The sequence below is a fragment of the Paraburkholderia sediminicola genome (assembly GCF_046030555.1).
Classification (GTDB): Bacteria; Pseudomonadota; Gammaproteobacteria; order Burkholderiales; family Burkholderiaceae; genus Paraburkholderia; species Paraburkholderia sediminicola_E.
Genome location: NZ_JAQQCH010000013.1, coordinates 189,504 through 205,903, shown reverse-complemented (window position 1 = coordinate 205,903; position 16,400 = coordinate 189,504). Strand labels below are relative to the sequence as shown.

The following is a 16,400-nucleotide window of genomic DNA, read 5'->3' as shown; positions in this document are numbered from 1 at the left end:
TCAGCTGAACATGTTCCACAGATACGGTGCGAGCACGCCGACCACCGAGCCCACCGCCGCCACCTTGCCGCACATCGTCACAAACTCGCTCCAGTGCGCGCGATCGGCCCAGCACTCCGCCCCTTTCCACATCAGCACGCAGGCCGCCACGACGCCGAGGAACGAATAGAGCCAGATCTTGAAGGTGGTCGCGCCCTGCGTTGCTGAGTCCAGCCCCCCACCCGCAAACGCGAGTTCCGGACCGATTGCGATGCCGAGGGCCATCGCACAGCGCATATGGGCTGCGATTCGGCGCATCGATATGCGATATGAATCATCTTTCAGTTGTACTAATTTAATGGTTGTGAGCTTTCTATTGCAATACATGGCTTCTCCTTTCACATGTTTGAGATCAGGCCGCGTCGTCGCGGCTCAAATCATTTGCAATCGTCATCGCAGGCAGAATCGCCGAATGCGTCCCACGACGGGTGCCGTGCGTCCAGCCGTTGTTTGGGGCCGCTACGGCGAGCGGAAGAAGTTTTGGCATCGGGCGCGGCAGCCCGTGCCGGTCTGTCGGACTGATTGTCCATCAACACGGGAATCGCAGGAACGACACTGGTTGCACCTGCCCCCGTCTGTGCGTTGGCAACAACACGCTGGACGTAACTGGTGCCGCCGGCGTCGGCTGCCTCGCCTCGCGTGAAATTACCGCTGTAGTAACAGCTGATAGCAGCACGCAATGCGGGTGTGCCCTGCCCTATTGCCGCGGCCGCCCGCTGATAGCAGTCGTGCAGGATGGTGCTGCCCGCGCGCAGGTTTTCGCACGGGTCGAAGGCTGTTTCGTAGGTCAGTCCGTAGCGGGCAAGATTGGCCTTGTTGACCTGTCCAAGCCCCATGCTGAAATTGATGCCTTGCGCATCGAGCGCCTTTGCCGTCGCCACTGCTTCAGCGCGATCGCGCGGCTGGCGCGCAAGGTGGCCACCAACGACGCCGATCGCGTACGGATTGAAGCCCGATTCGGTGCTGACGACCGCCTGAAGCGTGGTGGGGTGGACGTTTGGCGCGCATTGCTGGGCTAGGGAGTTGAAATCAAGCATGACTTCCCCCTTCGCCCACGTTATGTCGCCGGCTGTGCCCGAACGATATAATGGCTTTAGCCATTGTCGACCTCTCAGGTTCAACAACTGGTCAGGTCGGCGCCAATGCTCGCAACATTGACGCTGACCGCTTCTACACCCTCACCACCAAGCCTACCTTTCCCTATCTGGCGGTACATCGCATCTCGCAAAGATCTGGCTCGCTCGCCTCGTCGTTACGATTTACAACGCCTTGCTTCAGTCCGAGCAAGACTGCCGCGTTGTGCGCGTGGCCGCGCTTGCCCTTCAGTCTCCCTTGCAACACACCGTTAACGATATTGCGGGGGATTCCATGTTTTACGGCCCAGCTCGAAACGGAGATGCCACACCGGTCGAACTCTGCGCGAACCTCTTCCAATGTTTTCAGTGCCATGCGGTGGCCCGTATACTGGTCGGCTAGGACAAATTGCCACCAGTATGGGACATTTCTGTGCCATTCGCAACACAAAAGACCAATTTATATGCCATCTACGTTTGGTGTACGCCTTGCCGAAGAGCGTGACCGGCTCGGACTTACTCAGGGAAACATCTCCGAATGGACCGGCATTAATCGCAAGACACAATCTGCCTACGAAAAGGAACAGCGCTATCCGGACGCTGGCTATCTCATGATCCTGCTCGAGCATGGCTTCGACGTGTCGTACTTACTGGCCGGGAAACGAGCTCCGCGCTACGGCGCTGTTGATGAGCAATTGCTACGAAACGTGTTCGCCATCCTCGAAGCCAGTATCTCCGCCACTGGGCATTCCATGGACGTTGAAAAAAAAGCCAAGCTGTTCGCACTCGTTTATCAGACTGCATCCGAAACTGGTCGGGTCGATCCGCTCGTCGCGCAGAAAGCAATCGACCTCCTCTCCTGACTAGTTCGTCACGCGTTGATCCACGTCGGCGCAATGGAACAGTTAGCAGGCGAAACCGCCACCCCTGCTTTCGCCAGCGCAGCGCGAACCTGACTCGCGAAGGCCACCGCGTGCGATCCGTCTCCATGCAGACACAGCGTCTGCGGGCTAATCGCGACCCAGCTGCCATCGGATGTCCGGACGCGACGATCACGCACCATGCTGATGGCTTGTTCACAGGCCTCGTCGTCGTTATCGAGCAACGCGTTCGGCTGGGATCGAGGCACGAGCGCGCCTGCTGGCGTGTAGGCGCGGTCGACGAAGCCCTCCTCGATCGCGACCAGCCCTTCTTCGCGCGCAATCCGGACGAGTTGCCCGCCAGCGAGGCCGAATATCGCAAGGTCGGGATCCATGTCACGGACAGCGTGCACAATGGCACGGGCTAGGTCCGCGTCCTCCTCAGCCTGGTTGTATAAGGCCCCGTGTGGCTTCACATGCGCGACACGGCCACTCAGCCCCGCCACAACCGCGGCGAGCGCACCGGCCTGGTATTGCACGCCGGCATACACTTCATCCGGCGGAAGGGTCATGACCGCCCGACCGAAATTCTCGCGGTCAGGGAAGCTGGGATGCGCACCGATCGCAACGCCTCGACGTATTGCCTCTGTCGTAACACGTCGCATGGTCAGCGGGTCGCCAGCATGCCATCCGCATGCGACGTTGACCGACGTAGCGTAGCCAAGTAGTTCAATGTCGTGGCCGAAACCCTCACCAATGTCGACGTTCAGATCAATTGTTTTCTCTGTCATGGTTCGCCTCATGCTTTTCAGTTACACAACGGCTGCCTGTTCGGACAGCGCCATCCCCACTCACCACGCTTCTGAAATCACACACGGCGCTGCCAGTCTGGACACGCAGCACCGTACCTGACTGCGCACTCCAGGGCAGCAGCGTCTCTGTGCGCTCCCCGGCAGACATGTGCGATATGCTCGCGCCGAACATCAGCAGGTACGCGATGACAACGATCACTGCGAGCGCACGGCCACTCAGGACAACTTGTGGGCGCAATGCACGGCCTCTAACAAGGTCAATGGACATGCGTTCTGCGCCGATGGCGCCCCCTTTAACCGGAACCGCGTGATGATGTCGGACTCATCCGGCGGGACACGGGAAAGCCAGTCATTCAAACGTGCCTGCCCCACTTCGTAGAGGCGTTCGTGCAACGTGTTGTCGATGGACGTGTTGACGGTAACGCCCGCACGTCGCATCTCGGCATAGTTCTGCTCAACGCGTGCCGGTAGCGCGGCCCACTGCTCCTGTTGCACTACAGCGACTGCTTTATCCAGCGCGTGCCTCAAGCGTTCCGGAATCGCCTCATACCGCGCCTGGCTCATGACGACAAACGACACCGGGAACGCGTAGTGAATCGCGGCAAAGTTGGGCAGATCCGCCTGCAGCGATTTCCCTACCGCGCCATCGCCGGACGACAGAACACCGTCGAGCGCACCGATGCGCAGCAGCGGCCTGACGTCCTGAACCGGGAGGGCCGCTGCCTGCGCCCCGAAGCCAGAAAGCACCGCGGCCGAGGCAGTGTCGTATGTGCGGATCCGGAGGCTTGTCATGTCGGCCGCCGTTGTTATCGGCTGGCGCGACCACAATCCGGTGGGCGGCCACGGCGAAATGAACAGCAGGTGAAGTCCGGCGCGGGACAACGCGTTACGGTAGGCCGGCTCAGCGAGGCAAGCAAGCCGCCGGGAATCGTCGACCGATCGGACTTCGAAAGGCAATGTGGACAATTCGAAAATCGGGTCGAGGTGGGCCAGCGATCCGGTGAACACGTCGGCTACCTGCAGGCGATTATCCAGCACGGCTGACACGAGATCCGATGCCTCGTGCTTTGCCTTGAATTCTGTCTTGCCGGTCACGGCGCCACCCGTCTCCCGGGACAAGGTTGCGGCAAACGACTGGACACCACGACCAGCCACAGTGTCCATCGGATACTCGGTCGCAATTGACCATGTCTGGCCGGCATGCGCCGCAGGTGCCATCACACCGCAAACCAGAGTTGCGGCAAGTGCACTATCTGTCGTTAGTTTTACTAATTTGTTCCAGATCATCGGTAGATTTGGTCGATAAAGTACGATCGCACCCCCTTGATCGCAGGGCGCGATCGAGGCACGGTGAACGTACTTTATCGAGAAAGACCATGTCAAAACCAACTGGGTTTTGACATTCCCAAACGCTCACTTGTTTGTTACGATGATTGGTTGTTATGAGAAATTACGCGCCTTCTCTATTCGATCAACCCGCTCGCAGCAGCGGTCTCGGCAGCCTTGGTGATATGAGGCGCACCCAGTTTCTCGTTGATCTTCCTGAAGATTGCGTACGCCGTTCTTTCCGAAACACCGAGACTATCCGCGACATTGAGCGCGGTGCGGCCAGCGCGAACCATACGCAATGCAGCAAGCTCCCGTTGATCCAGATTGAAGAGGTTTGTCGCCTCGTGGCGCAGAGTTGCGAGATGCCAATCGAGTAGCGCCAGGGCAAGTGCTCTCAAAAGCACGCGATGCTTCCAAAGCGCATCCTCACCCTTCGGCCGCATCTGCTCATTGCTTACCTGAAGCACGCCGACCCACGCATTTGAACGGCTATGCGCCGGACATACCAAGCTGCTGCGAAAACCGTATTCGACCGCATGGCTTATCAAGGAATCGTCATCGTTGGCGAGGTCGATGCGGGAACCAACCGTCGGCGCCGCATTTCTTTTTGCATAATCAAGGAATGGATCGCGCCTGTACCACAGGCGACTGATGTATTTGTGCAACCACGCCGGATGACAACCAACCAGGCTGCGGTATTCGTCGACCGTCCCTGTCTTCTCGTCCACCCGTAACCAGTGATAGACGTATGACTCCCCGCCTAGCTGGCTAACGACGCCACCCGCGATCGTCATCAGTTCAGCTTCGTTTGAGCACGCATCGATTAGACCAATTTCTTCGACTGGGGCGACGGGACGATTCCGTGCTTTCCGGCCAGTCTGGTGGTGGATTTGTTCACGCCGCTCACGATCGACAGATTGATACTGCGCGCGCAGGTGATCGCCGTACGGATCGGCCGAGGCGAACTCGGCTAGCGCGTCATCATCCTCGAGCGAAAGAATCTGGGTCCATACAACAGCATCGCTTCTGACAAGCCGCCGCTCCAACACACAGAGGGCATCCGAATTCCGCCACAGTCGCAATACAACACGGTCGCGCGCAATCTGGACGTCAGCCTCAAACAGGATCTGTCTTGAAAAATCGACGGTGCGGTCGACGACGGGTTTTTGCATGTTGCGCTACGCCGCTTTTCCAACGCGCAAATCGGCGGGCGCGACAGGCCGTGAGAAATAGAATCCCTGGACTTCGATGTCCCCGAGGCGACGCAGCCAGCTGGCCTGCTGCTCCGTTTCCACGCCCTCCACGGTTAAGGAGATGCCCAGTTCGCGCGTAAGCGTAGCAATGCTGTTAAAGGTCGCGAGAGACGCCTTGTCGCCGGGGACACCACGCGTGAAACTGCCGTCGATTTTCACGCCGTCAATTGCAAGATTCGTGATCTGCAAGAGCGACGAGTAGCCCGTGCCGAAGTCGTCGAGCACGACCCTGACGCCAGAAAGCCGTAGCTCTTTCAGCCGCCTCGTAACGGCTGCGGAATCTTCAAGTACGGCGGTCTCAGTAATCTCCAGCTGCAACCGATGCGGGTCGATCATGTACTGGTTGAGGCAACGATTCACGACACGAATCAAGTTTCCGTGGACCAGCTGCGCGGCGGACACGTTCACCGACAGGTAGAGCGGTCGCGGGTCGCTCTCCTGCCATTCGCTGAATTGAGCGCAGGCCTGCTCGAGCACCAGTTCGCCTATTGGCACGATGAATCCCGTGCTCTCTGCGAATGGGATAAAGTCCGCCGGCATGACAGTGCCCTTTTCAGGATGTCGCCAGCGCGCCAGGGCTTCAACGCCGCGGATCTCCCCCGTACCCAAGGAAACGATCGGCTGATATTCGAGGAAGAATTCGCCGTTCAGGATGGCGTATTGCAATTCCTGTTGACGTTCGATATCCCGCATCGCACGCGTCGACAGGTCGGGTGTGTAGACTCGACACTTGCTCATATTTGCGGGTTTGCCCTCACCCTTCGCCGCGTACATTGCCAGATCGGCTTGCCTCAGGAGGTCATATTCCGCGTCGGCGCCATCCGTGTAGACGGCGATGCCGATGCTCACGCGAATGACATAACTGTTACCGCGCAGGCCGAAGGCCAGCTCGAACGCGTCAATGATCGACTGAGCCAGGTTCCGAGCCCTGACTGATGCGCCCATGCCGTCGACGACCAGCACGAATTCATCGCCGCCAACCCGGGCGAGCAGGCGCTCCTTCCCAGCCACTTTAGCCAGTCGTCGCGCCACATTCTGGAGGAGCTCGTCGCCCGTTTCGTGACCAAGTGCGTCGTTGATGCGCTTGAAGTTGTCGAGATCAATAAAAAGCAGCGCCAGTCTGTCGATCGGACTGTCGCGTTCGATCTGCCGCCGCACGGTTTCGGTCAACAGGTAGCGATTCGGCAAGCTGGTCAACGGGTCGGTTTCGGCGAGAGTCTGCATTCCTTCCGCGAGGTGACGCATCTCTTCCCTGCCGGCCAGCAGCTCGCCCATCATCTTCGTGATCAGCCCGGTGGCCAGAAGCAGCACGACGGTAATGACACTGGACATCAGGATGTACAACGTCCTTGCATGCGTATAGCCGGCCAGCGCGTTGCTTTCCGCCAGACCGACCAGGACTGCCACCGGATATTGCGTCAAATGTCGATACGTCACGAAGCGATGCACCTGATCCACGGGGTCAACGAACACCCCACCCTTGGCATTCAGCATTTCGCGATAAGCCGATGCAGGCGGCCCCGTGGGTGAAGCGGGTTCCCCGCCTGCCAGACGGGAGAGTAGATAGCCACTGTCTGACGTGACTGCAAGCATGCCGCCAGCGCCAAGGGAGTCGAGGTTATAAAACCCGTTCGTCAGATAGTTGGGATCTTCCGACACCACAACGACGCCTGCGAACGAGCCGTCGGGGTTGTTCAGACGGCGCGTGAATTGCAAGGTCCAATGGTGGGACACGCGGCCAAGGACCGGCTGACTGATGTAGAGGCCAACATCCGGATTAGTTTTATGGGCGATAAAGTGCGGCCGGTCGGCCAGATTCACCGGTTGTGCGTCCGGTGTGGTCGTTTGCAGCACCTCGCCATTTGCACCAACGATCGTGACTTGCAGTGCAGTGTCGGCCGCAATCAGGCCCTGTCGTTCGTACGCGGCTACGTTGAAGGTGGCCGGAGAATGCTCGTACTCGTACTTGACCCAGCGCACGACGACATCGGCATCATGCACGGTCTTGGCGATGTGCGCGGAAAACGACGACGCCAGTTCGGCGGTGGCGGCTGCAGCGGTTTCCCGCGCCTCCCTGCCCTCCGTCTGGATGCGGACGATGGCAGCAATCCAAATCGCGATGACAAGTGCGACGGCCCCCACCGGGATCCAGACCACAGACCGCGCTGGCCGTATCAGCATCCAATCCCTGAGTCCCCTTCTGATCTGCCCGCTTTTTGCATCCGCCATGGCGGCGCCTCCTCGTTGCTGGACCAAGTCACCGCCATCGCGATCCATATGACGAATGCAGGCATGGTACGAACCCCTTAGCGTGATGGCAAGCGCTTCCGGCCGCGCACGTCTGTCACCGCTGGGCTCCCTCCCAGGTCGCGAAAGATAGTCTTGCGCCCGCCAGGAACGGCTCGCCGGCAACCGACCATGCCCCCGGAGCACCTCCTTTTACATTTTTTGGAGATAAGCGCTACACTAGAAACTGTATATCCATACAGTGTTCTTGCCCCATGAGCGCCTTGCCGCGTCACCCCGAAGAAATCCACCCTGGTTTATGGCGCGCCTCGCAACTGGCCACCGGCTTCGATCGGGTGGTGTCGTGCGGCCACGCCGCGCTGGCCGCCGAACTGCCGGGCGGTGGCTGGCCCGCGGGCGCGCTCACCGAACTGCTCACAGCGCAGCCGGGCAGCGGGGAACTGCGTCTGCTACAGCCCGCACTGGCGACCGTCGGATCCCGCCCCCTGCTCCTGCTGCAGCCGCCGCATCGGCTACAACCCGCCGGACTGGCGTGGCTGGGCGTTCCCGCAGGACAGGCCTGTGTGCTACGCGCACCACGCACGGCTGATGCGCTGTGGGGCGCCGAGCAGATCCTGCGTGCCGGCAGTCGCGGCGCCCTGCTCTTCTGGCAGGCCGAAGTCCGGCAGGAAGCGCTGAGGCGCCTGCATCTGGCCGCGCAGACCTCGGACACCCTGCTGTTCCTGTTTCGCCCGCTCGCGGCCGCCCAGTCGACGTCGCCGGCGCCGCTGCGGCTTGCGCTACGTGCGGCCAGGGGCGGTATTGAAGTGACGTTCGTCAAACGCCGCGGACCGCAGCGCGACGAACCCGTTTTCGTTCCTCTCGTACCTTCACCTGCCCTGTTGAGCCGATATGCAACTCTGGATCGGCGTACATCTGCCGCACCTCGCCCTCGAGTCGTTTCTCCCGCGCTGGTCGATGCCACGCAATGAGGCCGGGTTTGTCGTGCTGGAGAAGGACCGCGTTGTCGCGCTCGACCGCGCGGCGCACTCGGCCGGGATCGTGCCCGGCATGCGCCGCGGTGGCGTGTTGACGCTCGTCCCCGACGCGGTCATCCGGGAACGTGATCTCACCCGTGAAGCGGAGCTTGTTCGTGGCGTGGCGTTCGCCCTCCTGCAGTTCACCCCCCACGTGGTGCTGGCGGAGGAATCGGTCGTGCTGGCCGACGTCTCGGCGAGCCTGCGCCTCTTCGGCGGCATTCGGCCACTGCGCCGGCGGGCGGGTGAAACGGTGACCGCGTTCGGCGTGACCGCGACACTTGCCGTTGCCCCGACGGGGCAGGCCGCGTGGCTCTTCGCCCGGTCATCGGCTGGCATCGCGCTCACGTTGCGCTCCGTCGACCGTACGCTGCGTCGCGTGCCCTTACCTGCCCTGCCGCCTGCGCGCCCCTACGCCGAATGGTTCGACGGACTGGGATGCGAAACGGTCGATGACGTTCGGCGACTGCCCCGCGCAGGCCTCAGGAAGCGCTGCGGCACGGCGCTGCTGGATGCGCTCGATCGCGCGACGGGCGCGGCGCCCGAAGTGTACGAATGGCTGGAGTTGCCCCCCGCCTTCAGCGCGCGACTCGAGCTGCCCGACCGGATCGAGCATGCGGAAGCCGTGCTGTTCGCGGCGCGGCGGCTGATCCTGCAGATGACCGGTTGGCTGTCGGCGCGACAGTTGGCGATCGCGCGGTTTGTACTTGAGCTCGAGCATGAACGCGGCCGCGCGGCGGTGCCGCCGACGGCAATCGAAATCGCGCTTGGCGAACCGACGTCACGCGAGGAACACCTCGTGCGCCTGCTGAAAGAACGGCTGGGCCGCGTCGAACTGGCCGCGCCGGTCATTGCCGTTCGCCTCGATGCGAAGGACGTCCGCGAAGCGGATGCGCCGAGCGAATCGCTGTTTCCGGAGCCCGGCGGCTCGCCGCAGGATCACGCGCGCCTGATGGAGCTGCTCGTCGCCCGGCTCGGCGCGCAGAACGTGCTCAAGGCGGCTCCGGTTGCCGACCACCGCCCGGAAGTCGCCGCACGCTGGCTTCCCATCGGCGAGACCGTCAGGCCCATGTTGCCGCCGCCAGGTCTTCCGCGACCCACCTGGCTTCTCGACAACCCGGTGCAGCTCATCATGCGCAGCCACCGCCCGTTCTACGGCACGCCGCTGCGCATGGTCTCGCCGGGCGAGCGGATCGAGGTCGGCTGGCAGGATGGGTATCCGGTGACGCGAGACTATTTTGTCGCGGAGTCCGACGATGCGCTGCACTACTGGGTCTTCCGGGAGCGCGTAAGCGCCGTCGAGGAACGCGAGCCGCGCTGGTTCCTGCATGGCCTGTTCGGGTGATCGCCCATGGCGCCGACCTACGGCGCACTGCCCGACTATGCGGAGCTTCAGTGCGCGTCCAACTTTTCCTTTCTGCACGGCGCATCGCACGCCGAGGATCTCGCCGCTCGCGCCGCACAGCTCGGGTATGCCGCGCTGGCCGTCACGGATGAATGCTCGCTGGCCGGCGTCGTGCGCGCGCACGTCGAGGCGAAGAAGGCCGGGCTGCCTTTCATCGTCGGGTCGCACTTCCACCTGACCAACGCCGACGGCTCGCCAGCCCTGTCATTCACCGCACTGGCGATGACCCGTGAAGGCTACGGCAACCTCTCCGAGCTGATCACGCTCGGCCGCATGCGCGCACACAAGGGCAGTTACCGGCTCGCGCCGCTGGATCTCGCGCACCCGGAGAAGCCCTTTGGACACCTGCGGGGACTGCCCGGGTGCGTCGCGATCCTGTCACCGGACTACCCCGCCGATGAAGACAGGCTGGATACGCAGGTCGAGTGGTTCGTCCAGACCTTCGGCGATCGCGCATGGGTCGCACTGACATTGCACGCGCGTGCAATGGACGATATTCACCGTGGCACTGTCGAACACGTCGCGGCGCGTCACGGCGTTCCCGTCGTCGCGACCGGCGCGCCCGTCATGCACGTGCGTTCGCGCAAACCACTGCAGGACGTGCTGACGGCGATCCGGGTCGGCAGACCGGTCGCCGGATGCGGCTATGATCTCGCGCCCAACGCTGAGCAGCACCTGCGATCGCGTCTGCGGCTCGCCAACCTGTATTCGCAGCGCACGCTCGAAGAGACGCTGCGAATCGCTCGCCTGTGCACGTTTTCGCTCGACGAGCTGCGTTATGAATATCCCGACGAGCTGGTACCGCCCGGCCATACGCCGACCAGCTACCTGAGACAGGAGACCTACATCGGCGCACATCGCCGCTGGCCAGCGGGCATCCCGCATCAGGTACAGCAGCAGATCGAGCACGAGCTCGCGCTGATCGGGGATCTGCGCTACGAGCCGTACTTTCTGACGGTCTACGACATCGTCCGGTTCGCGCGCAGCGAAGGCATCCTGTGCCAGGGGCGCGGTTCGGCGGCCAACTCGGCCGTGTGCTTTGCTCTTGGCGTGACCGAGGTGGATCCTGCGCGCTCGTCGATGCTGTTCGAGCGGTTCATCTCGAAAGAGCGAGGTGAGCCGCCTGACATCGACGTCGATTTCGAGCACCAGCGCCGCGAGGAAGTCGTGCAGTACATCTATCGCAAGTACGGGCGCGATCGCGCGGCGCTGACGGCCGCCGTGACGACGTACCGCCCACGCAGCGCGCTGCGCGAATCGGGCAAGGCACTCGGCGTGGATCCGGCAATCGTTGATCGCGTCGCGAAGGCCCATCAGTGGTTCGATTCGAGCGGCGATCTGCTCAACCGCTTCGCCGAGGCGGGCCTCGACGCCGGGGCTCCGCTGATCATGCAGTGGGCAAATTTTGCGGCGCTGCTGGTGGGCTTTCCACGACATCTGTCGCAGCACAGCGGCGGCTTCGTCATCAGCCGCGGCAAGCTGTCGAGGCTGGTGCCAATCGAGAACGCCGCGATGGCCGACCGCTCGATCATCCAGTGGGACAAGGACGATATCGAGGCGCTTGGCCTGTTGAAGATCGACGTGCTCGCACTCGGCATGCTGTCAGCCATCCGTCGCGCACTCGACATCATTTCAGAAAAGCGTGGCGAGCCGTTCGAGCTGCAGGACATTCCTGCCGAAGATCCCGACACCTACGGGATGATCTGTCGCGCCGATACGGTCGGCGTATTCCAGATCGAATCGCGCGCGCAGATGAGCATGCTGCCCCGCCTGCAGCCGCGCTGCTTTTACGATCTCGTGATCGAGGTGGCGATCGTACGCCCGGGCCCGGTGCAGGGCGGCATGGTGCATCCCTATCTGCGCCGGCGGCAGGGGCTGGAGCCCGTCACCTATCCAAGTCCGCAGATGGAGCAGGCGCTCTCGCGCACGCTCGGGGTGCCGATCTTTCAGGAGCAGGTGATGCAGGTCGCGATGCTCGCAGCCGGATTCACTGCCGGCGAGGCCGACCAGCTGCGTCGCGCGATGGCCGCATGGCGTCGCAAGGGTGGACTCGAAGCCTACTACGACCGCATCGTGAACGGGATGCTCGAGCGCGGCTACGACCGCGAGTTTGCCGAAGCGATCTTTGCGCAGATCCAGGGCTTCGGCGAATACGGCTTTCCGGAGAGTCACGCGGCGAGCTTCGCGCTGCTGGTCTACGCGAGTGCATGGCTGAAGCACCATGAACCGGTCGCGTTCCTGGTGGCCATGCTCAACAGCCAGCCAATGGGTTTCTATTCACCCTCACAGCTCGTGCAGGATGCGAAGCGCCACGGCGTGAAGGTACTGCCGGTCGACGTGACGCTGAGCAACTGGGACTCGGCAGTCGAGGGCAGATCGACTCGCGCGCCGGTGCGCCTCGGCATGTCGCTGGTACGCGGGCTGAAGGAGGAAGCCGCTGCGCGCATCGAGCTCGCGCGGGCTGTTCGGCCCTTTGCCGATGTCTCCGAGCTGGCACGACGCGCGCAACTCGATCGCAAGGACCTGCAGGCGCTCGCGGCGGCCGACGCGTTACGCTCGCTCGCCGGCGACCGGCGTGCGGCACTCTGGCAGGCCGTCGCAGCGGTACCTGACCGGGATCTCCTGCGCGGCGCGACTGATGACGACGCGACGCCGGTCCTCGCGCCGATGACGGAAGGCCAGCAGATCGCAAGCGATTACCGGACTCTCGGTCTGACACTCGGCCGGCACCCGCTGGAACTGCTGCGCCCTCGCCTGCTTGCCCAGCGCCTGCTGCCGGCGTCGACGCTGGCCGGATTCCGGAACGGGCAGCTCGCACATGCCTGCGGCATCGTGACGGTCCGGCAGCGGCCGGGCACGGCCAAGGGTGTGATGTTCGTCACACTGGAAGACGAGACCGGCCAGGTCAACGTCATCATCTGGCCGTCCCTGCTCGAAAAGCAGCGACGCGAAGCGCTCGGCTCGTCACTGCTTGCCGTGCACGGCGTCTGGCAGCGTGAGGGTGAAGTGCGCCACCTCGTCGCGCACCGACTGGTCGACGTGTCCCCGCTGCTCGGCTCTCTCGTCACGTCGACGCGAAATTTTCACTAGGAACCGGCGTACCATATTGGCGCACCTTCCTTCACGGAGAGCCACCATGTGCTATTCAGCCCAGATCCAGGCGGACTACCGCAAGTACGTCAGGATGTTTGGCGCGCACATGAGCATCCGGGAGTTCGCGCAGCTGTACTGGGAACGCGCCGAGGGCAGCAACATCAGGATTCCGAAGGCGATGGACGCCGCGTTCTCGGCTCCGCAAACGGACGAGGAACGTCGGATCAGGGAGGCGATCGACCGGTTCAACGGCAAGCAGGCAACCAGGCTGGAGCAGGACCTGTTCATGCAGCGCGCGCGGCTCGCCGACGCGGAACGCGCCCTGCAAAGCAAGACGACGAAGGCGGCCTGCAAAGCAAGACGACGAAGGCGGCCACCGAGAGCAAACGGATCGCGACCAGCAAGATCGAGTCGGCGCTGCGCGGGCTCGACGATCTCCGGCGCACCAAACTGAAAGACCGAGATTCGCGAATCTTCCCCGGCAACTATGCTCCGCTCATGATCATGGAAAACGGCAAGCGTGTCATCAAGCCCATGCGATACCACTGTCGCCCGGCTGGCAAGCCTGCGTTCTACGACAAGAAATATCCCGGACTATACAATGCCAGGTTTGACAACCTTGAAGGCTTCTGGAAGGGAGTTTTTGCGTATTCGCACGGACTTATCGTCGCGAATGCGTTCTATGAAAACGTGAAGCGACATCGCCTTGAAGGGCGCGAGCTCGCTGAAGGCGAACTGGAGGAAAACGTGGTCCTGGAGTTCAAGCCGCAGCCCGCTCAGGACATGCTCGTCGCCTGCCTGTGGTCGCACTGGCAAAGCCCTGGCGAGCCTGATCTGCTCTCCTTCGCCGCCATCACTGATGAGCCGCCCCCTGAAGTTGCCGCAGCCGGCCACGATCGCTGCATCATCCCCATCAAGCCGGAGCATATTGACGCGTGGCTCAATCCCGATCCACACAATCTCGCGGCACAGTACGCGATTCTCGATGACCGCCATCGTCCTTACTTCGAACATCGAATGGCGGCCTGAGTTTTTCTCGAGCCGATCTGTCGGCCGGATGTCGGGTCGCTGTCGTGTCGTCGTTGCAGGCGTCGTCGCATCATTATCCCGTCTACTTTCTGGAGATCACGATGCCGACCACCGAACAAACCCAGCCGCGCCTGCTGACCGAAGGCGAACTCGCTGTAGTGGTCAAGTTCTTTCGCGAAACCCGGCAATGGTCGCAGGAGCAGCTTGCTGACCTATCCGGCTTGAGCGTGCGGACAATCCAGCGTGTCGAAGGGGGCGATACATCCGGTTTCGACACGCGTCGGGCGATCGCACGCGCCTTCGGGTTCGAAGATATCGACGCCTTGAACAAGCCGTTTTTCCATCCCAACGGCCGAGGAAATGCAGACTGCAAAAGAGAAGTTCGAGCGCGAGCACGTCACGCTCAAGGCGCTGCCGGTGCAGACTGGCAAGCAGCTCGCGCAGCTTGCCGAAGCCCACAGCATGGATCTGTCCATACCAGGGTTCGAGATGAGTCGTGAGGCCGATGAAGAGTTTGCCGCGCTGATCGACTGCATGCGCGAGTACCGCGATTGCAGCGACCTCTATTCCGAGGTGCAGAAGTTCGATATTTACGACGACCTGCAGCGGCACATTGATGAGCTGAACACGTTGTGTGTATCGCTGCGTTATGCAGAGCGCAAGGTCAGGTTGAGGTTCGAGAGACACCTTAACGTCGAGTTTGTCCTTTGTGACGCCCGGTAGGTCCGCCCACAGCGCGATACCCCGGCTGTCCTCAAAAATGCCGACCGCCGGTGTCAGCGTCACCCGTCGTGCCGGCTGTTCGCCCTCGCGCCGTGCTACCCGTTGCGCGTCGCGTTCGGCAACCTGGATCCTGTCGTTCACGGCTTGCTCCTCGAATTTCTGGCGCTACTGGACGGTGGCCCGCGGCTTCGACGCTTCGCGCTTGCCGACGGTAATCGGCAGGCAGCCGTTGGTATAGCGCGCCTGCACCTTGACCGGGTCGGCATTCTGCGGCAGTTCGATGACGCGCCGGCAAAGCGCTCCTGCGCATAGGTGCGGGTCTCGTCACAGCCGCCGACCTGCGCAGGCTTGCGCTCGCCGCTGATCGTCAGCAGACCCTTGTCGATCGACACATCGAGTTCTACAGCGCTGCGCGCAAACGCGATGATCTCGATCGAGTCGTCGGTCATACCAATGTTGACCTGCGAGGAGGCGCCGGGGCGGCCGGCGCGGATGCTGGACGGGAAGCCGCCGAACAGGCTCGCCATCTGCTGCTGCAGACGGTCGAATTCGCTGAACAGGTCGGTTCCGGAATAGCGTTCACTCACGGTCGTATCCTCCTTGATCCTGCACGGAGGCGGACGGGCCTACGCGCTCCAGTCTGCCTGCCAGCTGCTGGCAAACAAATCGGAACACGCAGCCCCGGCTGATACCGCCAGCGCGTCTGCCCGAGCGAAATCCACGATAGGCACGACAGCAGAAATTCCACGGGGAACGGTGAAATTGCAGTGTTGAAAACCGGCTGCCGGACCCTATTCTCCCGATGCATGCGTGTCCGGATTACGCGTATTTTAGACTTTGATTCCAGACAGTTATGCGTGCGAGCGCGATGGGTGGAAGGCCGCGCGCGAAGTTCTCACTGAAGCGGGCGTTATCGCCTTCAGGATAGACCGCGGCGGCTCCGTCGGTGCCAGCGGCATTGGCAGGCCGCTGGCCATTTCACGATCAAACTACTTACCCAGTGCTTCCGCCGCCACTTTCTCTTCTGCAAGCAGGGAAAGCTTTTCATCGGTCGCCTTTTCTTCCTTCAACGTATCGCCCAGAAGTTTGACAGCAGCTGTTTCGCCCAACTGGTTCGCGAGAGCAATCAACGAGCCATACGATGCGATTTCGTAGTGCTCCACCTTCTGGGCAGCAGCGATGAGCGCGGTATCGAGGACGGGGCCCTTTTCAATTTCGTCAATCTGCTCCTGGCCTTCCTCGACCAGCCCCTCCATGGCAACGCACTTGATGCGCTTGAGCTTGATTCCCATGGTCCCGACAATCTGGTCGATTCTTTCGATCTGGCCTTGCGTTTCCTCCAGGTGCTGCTCGAATGCCGATCTGAGACCTGAAGAGGTCGACGCCCGTGCCATCCTGGGGAGGGATTTCGTCATCTGCTTTTCGGCACTGTAAATGTCGGACAGCGAATGAATGAACAGATCCTTCAGCGTCTTCGTAGTCATGGCTGCTCCATCGAGTCGGGTTTTCGAAGTGGCCCTC

At 62.0% G+C, this 16,400-nt stretch carries 13 protein-coding genes and 3 pseudogenes; 6 read left to right on the top strand and 10 right to left on the bottom strand.

The window, feature by feature from the left end; translation table 11 throughout:
* From PQQ52_RS20045 to PQQ52_RS20035, 3 genes are all read right to left on the bottom strand, one after another.
* A complete protein-coding gene (locus tag PQQ52_RS20045) occupies positions 1–264 on the bottom strand; it encodes a hypothetical protein (RefSeq protein ID WP_408214857.1) in 264 nt (87 codons plus the stop codon).
* Positions 265–416: 152 nt separating this feature from the next.
* On the bottom strand, positions 417–1,076 hold the full coding sequence (locus PQQ52_RS20040; protein WP_408214855.1) for a lytic transglycosylase domain-containing protein: 660 nt from the start codon (positions 1,074–1,076) through the stop codon (positions 417–419).
* A gap of 163 nt (positions 1,077–1,239) precedes the next feature.
* Positions 1,240–1,488 carry a DNA-binding protein gene (locus PQQ52_RS20035; RefSeq protein WP_408214853.1) on the bottom strand — a complete coding sequence of 83 codons (249 nt, stop codon included), beginning with the start codon at positions 1,486–1,488 and terminating at the stop codon, positions 1,240–1,242.
* An 88-nt stretch (positions 1,489–1,576) separates the two neighbouring features.
* On the opposite strand from PQQ52_RS20035, the gene PQQ52_RS20030 reads away from it, so the two are divergent.
* The gene (locus PQQ52_RS20030) at positions 1,577–1,975 is read left to right on the top strand and encodes a helix-turn-helix domain-containing protein (protein ID WP_408214851.1); all 399 of its coding nucleotides are present in this window, start codon (positions 1,577–1,579) and stop codon (positions 1,973–1,975) included.
* Between the two features lie 8 nt (positions 1,976–1,983).
* Here PQQ52_RS20030 and pxpA read toward each other — a convergent pair whose 3' ends face one another.
* The 4 genes from pxpA to PQQ52_RS20010 form a co-directional block, all read right to left on the bottom strand.
* Positions 1,984–2,763: a 5-oxoprolinase subunit PxpA gene (gene pxpA / locus PQQ52_RS20025; protein WP_408214849.1), complete on the bottom strand. Its 780-nt coding sequence runs from the start codon at positions 2,761–2,763 to the stop codon at positions 1,984–1,986.
* 237 nt (positions 2,764–3,000) lie between these two features.
* Positions 3,001–4,071 (bottom strand): TRAP transporter substrate-binding protein DctP, encoded by a 1,071-nt coding sequence (gene dctP, locus PQQ52_RS20020; RefSeq protein WP_408214846.1) that lies wholly within the window; start codon positions 4,069–4,071, stop codon positions 3,001–3,003.
* A gap of 176 nt (positions 4,072–4,247) precedes the next feature.
* Complete coding sequence (locus PQQ52_RS20015) at positions 4,248–5,285, bottom strand: helix-turn-helix transcriptional regulator (RefSeq protein ID WP_408214843.1); 1,038 nt, start codon at positions 5,283–5,285, stop codon at positions 4,248–4,250.
* 6 nt (positions 5,286–5,291) lie between these two features.
* Positions 5,292–7,595: a bifunctional diguanylate cyclase/phosphodiesterase gene (locus PQQ52_RS20010; RefSeq protein WP_408214841.1), complete on the bottom strand. Its 2,304-nt coding sequence runs from the start codon at positions 7,593–7,595 to the stop codon at positions 5,292–5,294.
* 272 nt (positions 7,596–7,867) lie between these two features.
* Here PQQ52_RS20010 and imuA point away from each other — a divergent pair, with 272 nt between their 5' ends.
* From imuA to PQQ52_RS19985, 5 genes and pseudogenes are all read left to right on the top strand, one after another.
* Positions 7,868–8,584: a translesion DNA synthesis-associated protein ImuA gene (gene imuA / locus PQQ52_RS20005; RefSeq protein WP_408214839.1), complete on the top strand. Its 717-nt coding sequence runs from the start codon at positions 7,868–7,870 to the stop codon at positions 8,582–8,584.
* The gene (locus PQQ52_RS20000) at positions 8,505–9,974 is read left to right on the top strand and encodes a Y-family DNA polymerase (RefSeq protein ID WP_408214837.1); all 1,470 of its coding nucleotides are present in this window, start codon (positions 8,505–8,507) and stop codon (positions 9,972–9,974) included. The genes imuA and PQQ52_RS20000 overlap by 80 nt, the downstream gene beginning before the upstream one ends.
* Positions 9,975–9,980: 6 nt before the next feature.
* Positions 9,981–13,124, top strand: coding sequence for an error-prone DNA polymerase (locus PQQ52_RS19995; protein ID WP_408214835.1), 3,144 nt, complete (start codon positions 9,981–9,983; stop codon positions 13,122–13,124).
* A gap of 46 nt (positions 13,125–13,170) precedes the next feature.
* Positions 13,171–14,156, top strand: a pseudogene (locus PQQ52_RS19990) (SOS response-associated peptidase family protein).
* A 101-nt stretch (positions 14,157–14,257) separates the two neighbouring features.
* On the top strand, positions 14,258–14,656 hold the full coding sequence (locus tag PQQ52_RS19985; protein WP_408214927.1) for a helix-turn-helix domain-containing protein: 399 nt from the start codon (positions 14,258–14,260) through the stop codon (positions 14,654–14,656).
* 184 nt (positions 14,657–14,840) lie between these two features.
* Here the strand turns inward: PQQ52_RS19985 and PQQ52_RS19980 are convergent.
* From PQQ52_RS19980 to PQQ52_RS19970, 3 genes and pseudogenes are all read right to left on the bottom strand, one after another.
* Positions 14,841–15,020 (bottom strand): annotated as a pseudogene (locus PQQ52_RS19980) (Hsp20/alpha crystallin family protein); the annotation flags it as partial.
* A 24-nt stretch (positions 15,021–15,044) separates the two neighbouring features.
* Positions 15,045–15,466: pseudogene (locus PQQ52_RS19975) on the bottom strand (Hsp20/alpha crystallin family protein).
* Positions 15,467–15,868: 402 nt separating this feature from the next.
* Positions 15,869–16,363, bottom strand: coding sequence for a YciE/YciF ferroxidase family protein (locus PQQ52_RS19970; RefSeq protein ID WP_408214832.1), 495 nt, complete (start codon positions 16,361–16,363; stop codon positions 15,869–15,871).
* Between the last annotated feature and the right edge of the window lie 37 nt (positions 16,364–16,400).

Coding starts and splice junctions, on each gene's coding strand:
- PQQ52_RS20045 (WP_408214857.1), bottom strand. CDS start 264: ATGGCCCTCGGCATCGCAATCGGTCCGGAACTCGCGTTTGCGGGTGGG.
- PQQ52_RS20040 (WP_408214855.1), bottom strand. CDS start 1,076: ATGCTTGATTTCAACTCCCTAGCCCAGCAATGCGCGCCAAACGTCCAC.
- PQQ52_RS20035 (WP_408214853.1), bottom strand. CDS start 1,488: ATGGCACTGAAAACATTGGAAGAGGTTCGCGCAGAGTTCGACCGGTGT.
- PQQ52_RS20030 (WP_408214851.1), top strand. CDS start 1,577: ATGCCATCTACGTTTGGTGTACGCCTTGCCGAAGAGCGTGACCGGCTC.
- pxpA (WP_408214849.1), bottom strand. CDS start 2,763: ATGACAGAGAAAACAATTGATCTGAACGTCGACATTGGTGAGGGTTTC.
- dctP (WP_408214846.1), bottom strand. CDS start 4,071: ATGATCTGGAACAAATTAGTAAAACTAACGACAGATAGTGCACTTGCC.
- PQQ52_RS20015 (WP_408214843.1), bottom strand. CDS start 5,285: ATGCAAAAACCCGTCGTCGACCGCACCGTCGATTTTTCAAGACAGATC.
- PQQ52_RS20010 (WP_408214841.1), bottom strand. CDS start 7,595: ATGGCGGATGCAAAAAGCGGGCAGATCAGAAGGGGACTCAGGGATTGG.
- imuA (WP_408214839.1), top strand. CDS start 7,868: ATGAGCGCCTTGCCGCGTCACCCCGAAGAAATCCACCCTGGTTTATGG.
- PQQ52_RS20000 (WP_408214837.1), top strand. CDS start 8,505: ATGCAACTCTGGATCGGCGTACATCTGCCGCACCTCGCCCTCGAGTCG.
- PQQ52_RS19995 (WP_408214835.1), top strand. CDS start 9,981: ATGGCGCCGACCTACGGCGCACTGCCCGACTATGCGGAGCTTCAGTGC.
- PQQ52_RS19985 (WP_408214927.1), top strand. CDS start 14,258: ATGCCGACCACCGAACAAACCCAGCCGCGCCTGCTGACCGAAGGCGAA.
- PQQ52_RS19970 (WP_408214832.1), bottom strand. CDS start 16,363: ATGACTACGAAGACGCTGAAGGATCTGTTCATTCATTCGCTGTCCGAC.